Annotated in this window: 13 protein-coding genes; 6 read left to right on the top strand and 7 right to left on the bottom strand. The window is 73.3% G+C overall.

The genetic code is table 11. From position 1 onward, the window contains the following. Positions 1-1,530 (top strand): tripartite tricarboxylate transporter permease, encoded by a 1,530-nt coding sequence (locus WQO_RS06410; RefSeq protein WP_010057015.1) that lies wholly within the window; start codon positions 1-3, stop codon positions 1,528-1,530. A 13-nt stretch (positions 1,531-1,543) separates the two neighbouring features. Further along, positions 1,544-3,037 (top strand): trifunctional class I SAM-dependent methyltransferase/NUDIX hydrolase/VOC family protein, encoded by a 1,494-nt coding sequence (locus WQO_RS06405; RefSeq protein ID WP_079055635.1) that lies wholly within the window; start codon positions 1,544-1,546, stop codon positions 3,035-3,037. 155 nt (positions 3,038-3,192) lie between these two features. On the opposite strand, the gene WQO_RS06400 is transcribed toward WQO_RS06405, so the two are convergent. Beyond that, positions 3,193-3,702: a ribonuclease FAU-1 family protein gene (locus tag WQO_RS06400; RefSeq protein WP_010057019.1), complete on the bottom strand. Its 510-nt coding sequence runs from the start codon at positions 3,700-3,702 to the stop codon at positions 3,193-3,195. After that, the gene (locus WQO_RS06395; RefSeq protein WP_010057021.1) at positions 3,686-4,603 is read right to left on the bottom strand and encodes a GNAT family N-acetyltransferase; all 918 of its coding nucleotides are present in this window, start codon (positions 4,601-4,603) and stop codon (positions 3,686-3,688) included. The genes WQO_RS06400 and WQO_RS06395 overlap by 17 nt, the downstream gene beginning before the upstream one ends. A gap of 70 nt (positions 4,604-4,673) precedes the next feature. On the opposite strand from WQO_RS06395, the gene WQO_RS06390 reads away from it, so the two are divergent. Continuing rightward, positions 4,674-5,048 carry a GntR family transcriptional regulator gene (locus WQO_RS06390; RefSeq protein WP_010057023.1) on the top strand — a complete coding sequence of 125 codons (375 nt, stop codon included), beginning with the start codon at positions 4,674-4,676 and terminating at the stop codon, positions 5,046-5,048. 58 nt (positions 5,049-5,106) lie between these two features. On the opposite strand, the gene WQO_RS06385 is transcribed toward WQO_RS06390, so the two are convergent. Continuing rightward, entirely contained in the window at positions 5,107-6,201 is a 1,095-nt protein-coding gene (locus tag WQO_RS06385; protein ID WP_010057025.1) for a DUF5925 domain-containing protein, read from the bottom strand. Between the two features lie 275 nt (positions 6,202-6,476). On the opposite strand from WQO_RS06385, the gene WQO_RS06380 reads away from it, so the two are divergent. Further along, complete coding sequence (locus WQO_RS06380; protein WP_029181965.1) at positions 6,477-7,280, top strand: SGNH/GDSL hydrolase family protein; 804 nt, start codon at positions 6,477-6,479, stop codon at positions 7,278-7,280. A gap of 260 nt (positions 7,281-7,540) precedes the next feature. After that, positions 7,541-7,804 carry a hypothetical protein gene (locus WQO_RS06375; RefSeq protein WP_029181966.1) on the top strand — a complete coding sequence of 88 codons (264 nt, stop codon included), beginning with the start codon at positions 7,541-7,543 and terminating at the stop codon, positions 7,802-7,804. Positions 7,805-7,849: 45 nt separating this feature from the next. Here the strand turns inward: WQO_RS06375 and WQO_RS06370 are convergent, their stop codons facing one another. From WQO_RS06370 to hmgA, 4 genes are all read right to left on the bottom strand, one after another. After that, positions 7,850-9,046, bottom strand: coding sequence for a CaiB/BaiF CoA transferase family protein (locus WQO_RS06370; protein WP_029181967.1), 1,197 nt, complete (start codon positions 9,044-9,046; stop codon positions 7,850-7,852). 127 nt (positions 9,047-9,173) lie between these two features. Further along, positions 9,174-10,472 (bottom strand): type ISP restriction/modification enzyme, encoded by a 1,299-nt coding sequence (locus WQO_RS06365; RefSeq protein WP_010057029.1) that lies wholly within the window; start codon positions 10,470-10,472, stop codon positions 9,174-9,176. A gap of 71 nt (positions 10,473-10,543) precedes the next feature. Beyond that, on the bottom strand, positions 10,544-11,353 hold the full coding sequence (locus WQO_RS06360) for a GntR family transcriptional regulator (RefSeq protein ID WP_010057030.1): 810 nt from the start codon (positions 11,351-11,353) through the stop codon (positions 10,544-10,546). Between the two features lie 59 nt (positions 11,354-11,412). After that, a complete protein-coding gene (hmgA, locus tag WQO_RS06355; RefSeq protein WP_010057031.1) occupies positions 11,413-12,732 on the bottom strand; it encodes a homogentisate 1,2-dioxygenase in 1,320 nt (439 codons plus the stop codon). A gap of 249 nt (positions 12,733-12,981) precedes the next feature. Between hmgA and WQO_RS06350 the strand changes: the two genes are divergently transcribed. Beyond that, positions 12,982-13,602, top strand: a complete 621-nt coding sequence (locus WQO_RS06350; protein ID WP_107115803.1) for a TetR/AcrR family transcriptional regulator — start codon at positions 12,982-12,984, stop codon at positions 13,600-13,602. The last annotated feature ends 66 nt before the right edge of the window (positions 13,603-13,668 follow it).

Here is a 13,668-nt window from a genome sequence, read left to right as displayed (position 1 = left end):
ATGGATTCCCTCAACTCCCTCATCGACGGCTTCGGTACCGCGCTCACCCCGATGAACCTCCTGTGGGCCGCGACAGGCGTCCTGCTCGGCACGGCGATCGGCGTGCTGCCGGGCATCGGCCCGGCGATGGCCGTGGCGCTGCTGCTCCCGGTGACGTACGGACTCGACCCGACCGGCGCGTTCATCATGTTCGCGGGCATCTACTACGGGGCGATGTTCGGCGGCTCCACCACCTCCATCCTCCTCAACACCCCCGGTGAGAGCGCCGCCGTGGTCGCCGCCATCGAGGGCAACCCGATGGCGAAGGCCGGACGGGGCGCCCAGGCGCTCGCCGCCGCCGCGATCGGTCACTTCGCGGGCGGCATGATCGGCACGATCCTGCTGGTCGTCCTCGCCCCGACCGTCGCATCGCTCGCCATCGGCATCGGCGCACCCGACTACTTCGCCATCATGGTGCTGGCCTTCATCGCCGTCACCTCCGTCCTCGGCGCCTCCCGCATCCGCGGTATCGCCTCCCTCCTCATCGGCCTCACCATCGGCCTGGTCGGCCTCGACCAGATGACCGGCCAGCAGCGCCTGACCTTCGGTTCGCTCCATCTGGCCGACGGCGTCGACGTGGTGATCGTCGCGGTCGGGCTCTTCGCCATCGGCGAGGCCCTCTGGGTCGCCGCCCACCTGCGCCGCTCCACCGGAAAGCCGATCCCCGTCGGCCGGCCCTGGCTCGGCCGTACCGATCTGAAGCGCACCTGGAAACCCTGGCTGCGCGGGCCCGTCATCGGCTTCCCGTTCGGGGCGATCCCGGCGGGCGGCGCGGAGATCCCCACCTTCCTCAGTTACGTCACCGAGAAGCGGCTCTCCAAGCACCGCGACCAGTTCGGCAAGGGCGCCATCGAAGGCGTCGCCGGACCCGAGGCCGCCGCCTCCGCCTCCGCCGCCGGGACCCTCGTCTCGATGCTCACCCTCGGACTGCCCACCACCGCCGTCGCCGCCGTGATGCTGGCCGCCTTCCAGCAGTACGGGATCCAGCCCGGCCCGCTGCTGTTCGAGCGTGAACCGGAGCTGGTCTGGGGCCTCATCGCCTCGCTGTTCGTCGGCATGGTGCTGCTGCTCGCCCTCAACCTGCCGCTCGCGCCCGTCTGGGCGAAGCTCCTGCGGATCCCGCGCCCCTATCTGTACGCGGGCATCCTCTTCTTCGCCGCCGTCGGCGCGTACGCGGTCGGTGGAGAGTCCCTCGACCTGGTGATCCTCCTGGTCATCGGGCTGATCGGGTTCGGGATGCGGCGGTACGGGCTACCGGTGCTGCCCGCCGTCATCGGGGTGATCCTCGGCCCGGCCGCCGAACAGCAGCTGCGCCGCGCCCTCCAGATCAGCGACGGCAGTGTGACCGGCCTGGTCAACACCCCGTTCTCCGTCACCGTCTACGCGATCGTGGTGCTGATCGTGGCCTGGCCGCTGATCGGCCGGCTGATCGCACGGCTGCGCGGTGGCCGGAAAACGGCAGAGGAGTCCCGCACCGTCAGTGGCGGCTGAGAGCATCGGAGCCATGACCACGATCGACTGGGACGCGGCGGCCGGATCCTTCGACGAGGAGCCCGACCACGGGCTCCTCGACCCCGCGGTGCGCGACGCCTGGGCCGGGCGGCTGGAGAGCTGGCTGCCCGCCACCCGCGGCGACGTGCTGGACCTGGGGTGCGGCACCGGCAGCCTCTCGCTGCTCGCCGCGGGCCAGGGCCACCGGGTCACCGCCGTCGACCGCTCGCCCCGCATGGCCGAAAAAGCCCGGGCCAAGCTCGCCGGGACCGGCGCGGAGGTCCTCGTCGGGGACGCCGCCCGGCCCCCGGTCGGGGAGCGGGCCTTCGACGTGGTCGTGGCCCGGCATGTCGTCTGGCTGCTGCCCGACCCGGCCGCAGCCCTGGAGCACTGGTTCGGCCTGCTGAAGCCGGGCGGGCGGCTCGTCCTGGTCGAAGGCGTGTGGAACGGCACCGGACTGTCCGCCACCACGCTCACCGCCCTGCTCTCCGCCCACACCGAGCGCATCCACCACGAGGACCTGGCCCCCGACAGCCGGCTCTGGGGCAAGAAGGTCGACGACGAACGCTATGCGCTCATCGCCCGCGCGGTGCCGGCGTCCCGGCACACCGAAGTGGTCGACGTCCATCTGATCCTGCGCCGGGGCCCGGACGTCCTGCTGGCCCGCCGCTCCAACACCGGCTACGCGGACGGGCTGCTCCACATGCCCTCCGGCCACGCGGAGGACGGCGAGGACGTCCGCGAGGCGATGATCCGGGAGGCCGCCGAGGAGATCGGCCTCGATCTGGACCCCGACGAGCTGCGGGTGGCCCTCGTGATGCAGCACCGGGGCCCCGGCGGCGGGGCGCGCATGGGCTGGTTCTTCGTCGCGGAGTACGACCCGGAGCGCCCGCCGCGCAACGCGGAGCCGGAGAAGTGCTCGGAGCTGGCCTGGTTCCCGCTGGCCGCGCTACCGGACGACATGGTGGCGTACTGCCGTGCGGGCCTGGACGGTTACCGGGCGGGCGAGCACTTCATGATCCACTGGCATCGGGACGGGGAGCCGATCGCTTACGTCCCGGGCGGTGCCGGGCGGGCCGTCCCGCTCCCGGCTGCCGGGGAGACCACCGGCCGGGTGCACCACATCGAGCTGTGGGTGGCGGACCTGGCGGCTGCGGAGCGCAGTTGGGGCTGGCTGCTGGACCGCCTCGGCCATGTCCCGTACCAGCACTGGGCCCATGGCCGCAGCTGGCGGCGCGGCGACGCGTATGTCGTCCTTGAACACTCCCCGGACCTGGTCGCCGGTGATCACGACCGCCGCCGCCCCGGGCTCAACCACCTGGCGTTCCACGTCGCGGACCGGGCCGCCCTGGACGCCCTGACGGCCGAGGCCCCGGCGTACGGCTGGCGCCTGCTGTTCGCCGACCGCCATCCGTACGCGGGCGGCGACGGGCACCACGCCGCCTACCTGGAGGACCCGGCGGGATACGAGGTGGAGCTCGTCGCCGCCTCCCGGCCACGCCCCTGAGCCGGTTGCCGTACGGGGAGCCACCGCGCCGCCCCTGAGCCGGTTGCCGTACGGGGAGCCACCGCGCCGGCCCCGAGCCGGGAGCAGTACGGGGAGCCACCGCGCCGGCCCCGAGCCGGGAGCCGCACACAGGGCCCGGGGCGGGGCCGGTCGGATCAGACCAGCAGAGGAGCCAGCCCCTCGGACCTCGCCAGGCGTTCCAGTTCGTCCAACGCCGAGGACGCCGAACCGGCCGCCGCCGGATCCTGCTCGGCCAGGCCGCTCGCCTCGAACTCGTCCTCGTCCAGTCGCAGGACGCACGAGCCGTCGGCCGAGACCCACAGATCCAGGTCCAGGTCCTCGACCGCCAGCACCCCGTCCGCGAGCACGGCGGGCCGGGTGATGTCGCAGTACCAGCCCTTGAGCCCGCCGTCGCCGGTGCGGACCTCCTTCACCGCGAACCACCGGTCCCGCCAGTAGTGCTCGGTGAACACATCGCCCGGCTCGAACCGGACGAAGCCGAAGTCCCGCACCCCGGGCGCGGCCCACGGCGCCCGGACGGTGACGCGGACGCCGTCGTCCCGGACCAGCTCCGCCGGATAGCGGATCTTGGTGCGGCCCGCCTTGGTCAGGGCGACGACCAGCTCCTCCGGGCCGCCCGCGCGGGGCTCAGAGGGTGCGGACATGGCGGACCTCCGTCGCGCAGACCTGGTAGCCGAACCACTGGTTGACGGCCAGCATCGGGCCGTTGCCGGTGTCGTTGGAGGTGTAGGCGTCCGTGTAGCCGGCCGCCCGCGCCCGGTGCAGCGAGTCGTTCTTCGCCAGCTTCGCCAGGCCCCGCCCCCGGAACTCCCGCAGGGTGCCGGTCATGGCGCTCAGATAGGTCCGCTCGCCGTCGGTGGTGGCCGCGCTGAACGCCGCCACCTTCCCGTCCACCAGCGCCACCGACGTGAGCCCCTGGTCGAAGGCCGGGTGCCGCCAGACGCTCGTCAGCCAGTCCTCGTAGTCGTCCAGCTCGGAGGTGATGTCGCCCGGTTCGTCCACCGTCACCTCGGAGTCCGCCTCGAACAGCGCCCGGGGATCGTCGGCGAAGTCCACCCCGGTCCGCAGCTCGACCCCCTGCGGGAGCTCCTGACGCGGCGGCAGGGCCCCGCCCGCGAGGTCCAGCCGCTGGAAGTGCGCCGACCGCTTGGGCTCGTAGCCCCGCTTACGGGCGAACTCCAGGCTCTCCGGGTTGTCCAGCACCCACGCGTACAGCACCGTGGCCCCGACCCCGGCCAGGTGTTCCTCCGCCGTGCGCAGCAGCAGCGAGCCCGCGCCGCGGTTCGTGCGGCCGGGGAGCGTCTGCGGGGTGAAGTAGCCCTGCCCCGGCTCGGGGCTCTCGTGGGCGATGCCCGCCTGGGCCGTGGCGATGATCTCGCCGTCCTCCTCGGCGACCAGCAGCCGGTAGTGCTTGTCCGGATGGGCGTGCGTCAGGTCGTGGACGATCTGCTCGGGGGTGGCCACCATCCAGGGGACCGAGGCCCGGCGGGCCCGGGTCCAGGCCTCCGCGTCGGACGGGCGGAAATCACGCACGATCACAGTCATGCGGTGGACCGTATGCGCAGCCGCGCCCCGAACGCCTCCTCTTTTTCCGCCGGTGGGGGACAATCGGCCCGTGACTGAGAAGATCGTCCTCGACCCGGACTCCGGCATCGCCCCGTACGAGCAACTGCGCAACCGGCTCTCCGAACTGGCCCGTTCCGGTGCGCTGCCCGTCGGCCACCGGCTCCCGACCGTACGCGGCTTCGCCGAGGAGCTGGGCCTCGCCGCCAACACCGTCGCCAAGGCCTACCGGGCCCTGGAGGCGGACGGCGTGATCGAGACCCGGGGGCGTAACGGAACGTTCGTCGCGGCCGCCGGGGGAGCGGCCGAACAGCGGGCCGCGACCGCCGCACAGCAGTACGCCGAGACCGCCGAGCGGCTCGGCCTCACCCGGCAGCAGGCCCTGTCGCTGGCCAAGGACGCGGTGCGGGCCGCGTACGGGGACTGACCTCTCAGCCGCGACCGCGTACGGGGACTGACCTCTCAGCCGCGACCGCGTAGGGAGATCAGAGGTACAGCCCCGCGTCCGCCCCCGTGTCCTGCTTCGGCACCGACGCGGGGCCGATGCCCCGGCGCAGCGCGTACAGCTCGGCCAGGGAGTTGCCCTCCCGGCCGACCCCCTCGTCCGTGCCCAGCCAGGCCACCGACTCCTGGCGGGTCAGCTGGCCGACCTCGATCCTGGCCAGGCAGCGGCCGGGCCGGACGACGGCCGGGTGCAGCCGTTCCAGGTCCTCGTTGGTGGTGACCCCCACCAGCACGTTGCGGCCCTGGCCCAGCAGACCGTCCGTCAGGTTCAGCAGCCGGGACAGGGCCTGGCCCGCCGTGTGCTTGGCCTCGCCGCGGATCAGCTCGTCGCAGTCCTCCAGGAGCAGCAGCCGCCACCGGCCCTTCTCCGTGCCGTCGTCCTCGCCGATCGCGATGTCCATCAGATAGCCGACGTCGCTGAAGAGGCGCTCGGGGTCCAGCACGCAGTCGACCTGGCACCACTCGCGCCAGGAACGGGCCAGGGTGCGCAGCGCGGACGTCTTGCCGGTGCCGGGCGGGCCGTGCAGCAGGAGCAGCCGGCCCGCGATGTCGTCCGGCGTGACCTTCATCAGCCGGTCCATGGCATCGGCCACCGGCGCGGTGTAGTTGGGGCGGACCTCGTCCCAGCTCCCGGCGGCGATCCGGCGGGTGGTGCGGTGCGGGCCGCGGGTCGGCGAGACGTACCAGAAGCCCATGGCCACGTTGTCGGGCTGGGGTTCCGGCTCGTCCCGCGCCCCGTCCGTGGCCTGGCCGAGGACCTTCTCCGCCAGCTCCGCGCTGGTCGCGGTCACGGTGACGTCCGCGCCCCGGTTCCACCGGGAGACCAGCAGGGTCCAGCCTTCGCCTTCCGCCAGGGTCGAGCTGCGGTTGTCGTCGCGGGTGGTCCGCAACACCCGGGCGTCCGGCGGCAGCAGCGTCGCCCCGGCCTTGATCCGGTCGAGGGAGGAGTTGTGCGCGTAAGGCTGCTCGCCCGTCGCGAAGCGGCCGAGAAAGAGCGCGTCGACGACATCGGACGGTGAGTCGCTGTCGTTGAGGAAGAGCCGGATCGGCAGAGCGGATGCGGGGGAGTCGGGCATGGCGCTCATGATCCGGCACGGGGGCACCCCGCGCACCCGGTTTCCCGGCGCGTGCCGGGCGCGCGGGCCGCGGTGACCGGGGGAGCGACCCCCGGGCGCCGGCGGAGCGCCCCCTCCGGCAGCCGGCGGAGCGACAGCGGAGCGCCGGTGAGCGCCCGTTGAACCGCCGGGGGCGGACGGAAGCACTCCACTCTATTTTTGGCATGGACACTTCCGGTCGGGCGGAGGCGCTGCTACTACGGAGTAGGCAGATACCCCCTGCTCAAGGAGGTTCCATGAAAATGTCCAGACTCGTGGCGTTCTCGTCCTCTCTCCTGCTCGGTGCCGCTCTCGCCCTGACCGGTGCGGGGGTCGCGAACGCCGACTCGTCCGCCGCCGCCGTCGACTACGTCGCCCTCGGCGACTCGTACTCCTCCGGTGTCGGAGCCGGCAGTTACGACGGCTCCAGCTGCAAGCGCAGCAGCCGCGCCTACCCCGCCCTCTGGGCGGCCGCCAACTCCCCCTCGTCCTTCGACTTCGCCGCCTGCTCCGGCGCCAGGACCAACGACGTCACGGGCGGTCAGCTCGGCAGGCTGAACGCCTCGACCGACCTCGTCTCGATCTCCATCGGCGGCAACGACGCCGGGTTCGCCGACGTCATGACGACCTGTGTCCTCCAGTCCGAGGCCACCTGTCTCAACCGGATCGCGACCGCCCGCGCCTACGTCGACTCCACCCTCCCGGGCCGGCTCGACTCCGTGTACTCGGCCATCCGCTCCAAGGCCCCCTCCGCCCAGGTCGTCGTCCTCGGCTACCCCCGCTTCTACCAGCTCGGCGGCAGCTGCATCGCCGGTCTGAGCGAGAAGGAACGCTCCGCCATCAACGGGGCGTCCGACCACCTCAACACGGCCACCGCCAAGCGGGCGGCGGACCACGGCTTCACCTTCGGCGACGTCAGGGCGACCTTCACCGGGCACGAGATCTGCTCAGGCAGCTCCTGGCTGCACAGCGTGAACTGGCTCAACATCGGTGAGTCCTACCACCCGACCGCCGCCGGACAGTCGGGAGGCTATCTCCCGGTCTTCAAGTCCGCTCTCTGACGGGCGCGTTCCTCCGTCGGCCGCCTCGTGCGGGAGTCCTCGCCGGTCGAGGCTCCCGCTTCGGGACGGAACGACGGGCGATCTAAGGGGCAAAACTTCCGAACTGTCCCAAGTCGCCCTGGAATCGCGCGGATTCAGTAACGGGCCGTCAACCTCCGTATATGTGTGCGCAATCGTGTGGCCGGGATACACGGGTGTCACCGCGGGACGATAGGGTTAACCTGCCCGGACCGGGTGCCCTCGTACGGGTGGGGAGTGACATGGAACAGATAACGGTGCGAAGCAGGGCGCGTGTGCCTGCCATCACATGCGGGAGCGGTGCGACCAGTACGCGCCTCGACCGCCATCTCGCGGTGCTCGGCGGCCCTGTCGTCCCGCAGCGCGAAGCGGCGGAAGCGACGCTGCTCATGCGTGAGCTGACCTCGCGCGACGCCGCGCACGCCCGCCGGAGCAGGAGCGCCCGTGTGTCGCTCTTCGCGCCGCTGCGGCGACTGCGGCGCTCGCTCTTCGGCAGCCGCCGCTGACCCACGGCCCGCCCCGGACCGGCCCTCCGCTCGGGACGGACCAGGTCAGGCGATCACTCCGTCCCGGCGCAGCACCGATGTCTGCTCGTCCGTCATCCCCAGGGCTCGCAGCAGTGCATCGGTGTGCTCGCCCAGCGCCGGTACGGCACCCATCCGTGGATCCTCGCCGCCCGGCAGCGTGATCGGCGGCAGCAGCGCCCGCAACGGCCCCACCGGTGAACCCACTTCCCGCCACCGGTCCCGTGCCGCGAGCTGCGGATGCGCCGCCACATCGGCCACCGTGTTCAGCCGGGCGCAGGCGATGCCCGCCGCCTCCAGACCGGCCAGCGCCTCCTCGCCCGTCAGACCCGCCAGCGCCCGCCCCACCGCGTCGTCGGTCCGCTCCCGGTTCGCGGTGCGCGCCGCGTTCGTCGCGAAGTCCGGGTCCTCGGCCAGCTCGGGGCGCCCCAGCACCTGCTCCGCCAGCCGCCGCCACTCCCGGTCGTTCTGCACGGAGAGCAGCACCTGCCCGCCGTCGGCCGTGGCGAAGGCGTCGTACGGGGCGATCACCGAGTGCGCGAGGCCGGTACGCGGCGGAGGCGTGGCCCCGTGCATCCCCTGGTGCAGCGGGTGGCCCATCCACTCGGCCAGCGCGTCCAGCATGGAGACCTCCACCGGGCCGCCCCGCCCGGTGGCCGACCGCCGCAGCAGCGCCGCGAGCACCCCGGAGAACGCGTACATCGCCGCCGCGATGTCCGCCGCCGGAATGCCCGCCTTCACCGGCTGCTCCGCCGTCCCCGTCACCGAGACGAGCCCGGCCTCGCACTGCACGAGCATGTCGTAGGCCCGCTTGTGGGCGTACGGCCCGCCGGCCCCGTACCCGGAGATGTCGACGGCCACGAGCCGCGGGTGCGCGGCGCAGAGCGAGGCGGCGTCGAGCCCGAGCCGGGCCGCCGCCCCCTGCGCCAGATTCTGGACGAACACATCGGCCCCGGCGACGAGTTCACGGACCACCGCGAGGCCGCGCGGGTCCTTGAGATCGACGGCGAGGGACTCCTTGCCGCGGTTGCACCAGACGAAGTGCGAGGCGAGACCGCGCGCCGCCGTGTCGTAGCCGCGAGCGAAGTCACCGCCGTCCGGGCGCTCCACCTTGATGACCCGTGCTCCGAGGTCCGCGAGCTGCCGGGTGGCGAAGGGGGCGGCGACCGCCTGCTCGACGGCCACCACCGTGATGCCGTCGAGGGGGAGGGGCAATGTGTTCATGACCCCGTGCATACCCGCTGACCGGCGCTTTCGCCACCCTCCGCCGCCCGGGCCGCCGCTCCCGGCAGCCCGGACTGCCTCTCTCCGGCCGCCGCTCACGGCAGTGCGCACTGCCCTCCGGCCGCCGCTACAGCAGCGCGAACTGCCCCTCCGGGCCCTCCTCCTGGTGGCCGAGGACGGATGCCGGACGCCGTGCCGAGGCCGGGACGGGCAGCACCCCGGCCGCCCGCAGCTCTGCCGGACCGATCAGCGGACCCGCCTCCAGCGCGGCCCGCAACTCCTTGCGGGGGCCCGCAGTGCCGTCCAGCAGGGCCAGTACGGTGATGAGTTCGAGCAGCTCCGAGGTCCACTCCCGGGGCCAGCCGCGCGCCCCGACCGCGTCGAGGCCGTCCGTACCAGCTCCCTCCGGCCCCCGGCCCGCCGCCGCTGCCGCCCGGCGGCCGAACCAGAGCTCCAGCACCCGCACCCCGCCCACCGTGAACTCCCAGGCCGCCGCGGGCACCGGCGAGATCCGGCCGTCGCCGACGATCAGCGCCTCCTCCCCGGCGTCGTAGGACAGCTCCGTGGGGCGCGCGGGGAGCGCCGCCCGCACATAGGGCCTGCGCCCGCCCGGCAGCCGGGGCCGCTCCCCGCCCCGGGCCCCGCGCGACTGGAGCCGCAGCAGCTCCCGGCCGAGCGCCACCCCCTGCGACCACACCGCCCCGTCGGCCGGCAGCGGGACCAGGACGCCGGAGGCTGAGGGCCCGGCGGCGGCCAGGATCCAGGCCAGCGCCGCTTCCGGGGTGAACCTGTCCGGCTCGGCGCCCCCGCTGCCGCCGAGCCGCCCGCGCAGCAGGTCCAGGAGCCCCGGCGCGAGGTTTGGCTCCGTGCCCCCGGGCCTGCGGTGGAGCGGCCTGATCCGGCCGGGCCGCCCGGCGGGGGAGTGCCCGTCGGGCAGCAGTGCGGTCACGGACAGGGCGGGCCCGGCATCTTCCGGGGCGGGGCTGTGTTCGACCGCGAAGAGCTGCTGCCCGTCGGCGACCCGCCACAGCTCCGGACGGGCCGCGTCGATCAGCCGGTGGTCGGGGAGCAGCCACTGTTCGTCGTAGGGGCCGTGCAGAATCCGTACGGGGTCGGGGCAGGGGCCCGGATCCCGGGCGAAGCGGGCCGTGCCGGTCGACTGGCCGGGCAGGGCCGCGACCGAGGTGCGGGGCGTACGGGAACGGGTGGGCGCGAACAGCCGCTCCTGCTCGGCGGCGTCGGCACCGGCCAGCCGCTCCCAGCGGGCCCGGAGCGCCGCGGGGTCGGGGCCGCTCACCCAGGCACGGCCGGTTCTCAGCGGCCTCACCGACCACGGCATCAGCTCGTCCAGAAGGACGAACGCGTCGAGCGGCGAGGACTCCGTGTCCCCGCCGGATCCGGCCGCCGCCGTCCTGCGCGCTGCCACCGAGCCGTCCCTCCCCTGTCCGCCGTGACCCTTCGCATCGTAACGGCGGGCGGAGTCCGCGTGGGGCGGGGTCAGTGGGCCTCCACCGTCACGGAGAAGGAGAACCGGTCGCCCCGGTAGCGGATCCGGGCCACGTCCACCACGCGCCCCTCCTCGTCGTACGTCACGCCCGTGTAGTGCAGGATCGGGCTGAGCAGCGGGACCTGGAGCAGCTCGGCGGTGACGGGGTCGGCGAGCCGGGCCTCCACCGTGTCGGTGATCCGGGAGATCCTGACCCCGACGACATCGCGCAGGACCTTCGTCATCGGCCAGCGTTCGAGGTCGGCCACGTCGATCCGGGCGGCGACGTCGGGGCGCACCGCGTTCTCCGCCCAGTTGGTGGGCTCGTCGCTCTCGCCGTCGCGGCGCAGTCGCCGGTAGCAGGTCACCTCGTCGCAGTCCGGGAAGTACTCCGCGAGATCGCCGGGGAGCGGGACCGGGCCGTGGCCGAGCACGGTCGTCGCCTCGCCGGACTGCTGGGCCACGATCGCGTCGACCGAACCCAGCAGCCGGACCGGGGAGACCCGCCGGGCGCGCGGCTCGATGAACGTGCCGCGCCGCCGGTGCCGGCTGATCAGCCCCTCCGTCTCCAGCTCCTTGAGCGCCTGGCGCATCGTGAGCACGCTGACCCCGTAGTGCGCGGCGAGCTGTTCCTCGGTGGGCAGCCGGGCGGAGGCGTCCTGCGGGCGGCCCAGTATGGAGGCCCGCAGGGACTGGGAGACCTGGTACCAGAGCGGCAGCTTCCGGTTCAGCACGAGGGAGTCGGGGGCGAAGGCGGGCGGATGGCGCGGCTGTTCCGCCGTACCGCCGTCCGCCTCGGCCCGCTCATGGCTCTCGGTCATGTCGTCCCCGTCCCCGTCCCGTCCCGTTTCCGCTCCTGCGGGCCACCCGCGCCCGTCGGCTACGGACGGAAGTTGCGGCTCAGACCCTGCCACACGTCGTCGTAGTCGCGCTGCAGATGACCGGCGGACGCCGCCTGCTCCGTCGCCGTGACAGGCCAGCGGGTCTCGAACATGAAGGCCAGACCGTCGTCGATCTTCTGCGGCTTCAGCTCCGCCGCGCTCGCCCGGTCGAAGGTCTCCCGGTCCGGGCCGTGCGCCGACATCATGTTGTGCAGGGAGCCGCCGCCGGGGACGAAGCCGTCGGCCTTCGCGTCGTACGCCCCGTCGATCAGGCCCATGTACTCGCTCATCACATTGCGGTGGAAGTACGGCGGGCGGAAGGTGTCCTCGCCGACCAGCCAGCGCGGGGCGAAGACGACGAAGTCCACCCCGGCCAGCCCCGGGGTGTCGGACGGCGAGGTCAGCACCGTGAAGATCGACGGGTCGGGGTGGTCGTAGCTGATCGTGCCGATCACGTTGAACCGGCGCAGGTCGTAGACGTACGGGGTGTGGTTGCCGTGCCAGGCGACCACGTCGAGCGGCGAGTGGTCGTACGTCGCCGACCAGAGGTTCCCGCAGAACTTGTTGACCACCTCCACCGGGCCCTCGTGGTCCTCGTACGCGGCGACGGGGGCGAGGAAGTCCCGGGCGTTCGCCAGGCCGTTGGCCCCGATCGGGCCGAGATCGGGCAGCGCGAACGGGCGGCCGTAGTTCTCGCAGACGTAACCGCGCGCGGTCTCCTCCAGCAGCTCCACCCGGAAGCGGACCCCGCGCGGGATCAGCGCGACGTGGCCCGGCTCGGCGTGCAGCAGGCCCAGCTCGGTGCGCAGCAGCAGCCCGCCGTGCTCGGGCACGATCAGCAGCTCGCCGTCGGAGTCGCTGAACACCCGTTCCGTCATCGAGGAGTTGGCGTGGTAGAGGTGGATCGCCATCCCGGCGCGCTGTGCGGCGTCGCCGTTGCCGCCGAGCGTCCACAGGCCGCTCAGGAAGTCCGTGCCGGGCGCGGGGTCGGGCAGCGGGTTCCAGCGGAGCCGGTTCGGGTCCGGCACGGTCTCGGTGAACGGGGCCGAGCGCAGGGCGCCGTTGTCGATGCGGGTGAACGCCGGGTGGGCGGCCGAGGGGCGGATCCGGTAGAGCCAGGAACGGCGGTTGTCCGCGCGCGGCTCGGTGAACGCGGAGCCGCTCAGCTGCTCCGCGTACAGCCCGAGGGGTGCGCGCTGCGGGGAGTTGCGGCCGTGCGGGAGCGCCCCCGGCACCGCCTCCGAGCTGTGCTCGTTGCCGAAGCCGGAGGAATAGGTCAGCCCCTCGGCCGTCTTCCTCGCCTGGTCGATCGCGCTCATCCCGCACTCCCGGTGCCCAAGAAAGCCCTCGGATCCGCCGGACGACGAATCCTATGCACCACCGTAGGAATAGGAGCGGGGCGCGTCAACGGCATACATCGCGCCATTCGGTGCGTGTGTCCGTGGAGTCGGCCCTCGCTGCCTGTGGTGTCCGCCTTTGCCGTCTTCGGTGCCCGCCCCGCCGCCTCCGGTGCCCGCCCCGCCGCCTCTGGTGTCCGGCCCGTGCGCGGGGCACGGCATCATGGGCCCGTGCCTCCTCAGCCCCCTGTCAACCCGAACCTCCGCCGCGCCCCCGTGCAGCAGCGCAGCGCCGACCGGCTGGCCCGGATACTCGACTCCTGCGCCGGGCTCCTCGACGAGACCGGTTACGAGCAGCTGACCACCCGGGCCGTCGCCGAGCGCGCCGAGGTGCCGATCGGCTCCGTCTACCGGTTCTTCTCCAACAAGCGCGCGCTTGTCGACGCCCTCGCGCTGCGCAACCTGGACACCTACGCGGACCGCATCGCCGCCCGGCTCACGGACCTGCCCGCCACCGACTGGCGCGCCGCCATCGACGCGGTGCTCGACGAGTACCTGGCGATGAAGCGGAGCGTCCCCGGCTTCGCGCTCGTCGACTTCGGGCCGCCGTTCCCCGCCGAGGGTGCGGCGGACGACGCCAACCGGCGGCTGGCGGACCGGCTCGCCGTCCTGCTCGCCGGGCACCTCGGCCGACGGCCCGACGAGGGGCTGTCCCGGGCGATCCTGGTGAGCGTCGAGGCGGCCGACGCGCTGCTGCAACTCGCCTTCCGCATGGACCCCTCGGGCGACGCGGCCATCGTCGCCGAGACCCGGACGCTGGTCAGGTCCTATCTCGCGCAGACGCTGGACTGAGCGACGGCTCCGGGCCCCAGGGGGTGTCTCGGGGGTTCCTGCCCCGCCCGCCTCCCTCCGGCGCCG

The organism is Streptomyces globisporus C-1027 (assembly GCF_000261345.2).
GTDB lineage: Bacteria > Actinomycetota > Actinomycetes > Streptomycetales > Streptomycetaceae > Streptomyces > Streptomyces pakalii.
This window is presented reverse-complemented; position numbering and strand designations above follow the sequence as displayed.

Coding starts and splice junctions, on each gene's coding strand:
- WQO_RS06375 (WP_029181966.1), top strand. CDS start 7,541: ATGGAACAGATAACGGTGCGAAGCAGGGCGCGTGTGCCTGCCATCACA.
- hmgA (WP_010057031.1), bottom strand. CDS start 12,732: ATGAGCGCGATCGACCAGGCGAGGAAGACGGCCGAGGGGCTGACCTAT.
- WQO_RS06380 (WP_029181965.1), top strand. CDS start 6,477: ATGAAAATGTCCAGACTCGTGGCGTTCTCGTCCTCTCTCCTGCTCGGT.
- WQO_RS06360 (WP_010057030.1), bottom strand. CDS start 11,353: ATGACCGAGAGCCATGAGCGGGCCGAGGCGGACGGCGGTACGGCGGAA.
- WQO_RS06405 (WP_079055635.1), top strand. CDS start 1,544: ATGACCACGATCGACTGGGACGCGGCGGCCGGATCCTTCGACGAGGAG.
- WQO_RS06370 (WP_029181967.1), bottom strand. CDS start 9,046: ATGAACACATTGCCCCTCCCCCTCGACGGCATCACGGTGGTGGCCGTC.
- WQO_RS06410 (WP_010057015.1), top strand. CDS start 1: ATGGATTCCCTCAACTCCCTCATCGACGGCTTCGGTACCGCGCTCACC.
- WQO_RS06400 (WP_010057019.1), bottom strand. CDS start 3,702: ATGTCCGCACCCTCTGAGCCCCGCGCGGGCGGCCCGGAGGAGCTGGTC.
- WQO_RS06395 (WP_010057021.1), bottom strand. CDS start 4,603: ATGACTGTGATCGTGCGTGATTTCCGCCCGTCCGACGCGGAGGCCTGG.
- WQO_RS06385 (WP_010057025.1), bottom strand. CDS start 6,201: ATGCCCGACTCCCCCGCATCCGCTCTGCCGATCCGGCTCTTCCTCAAC.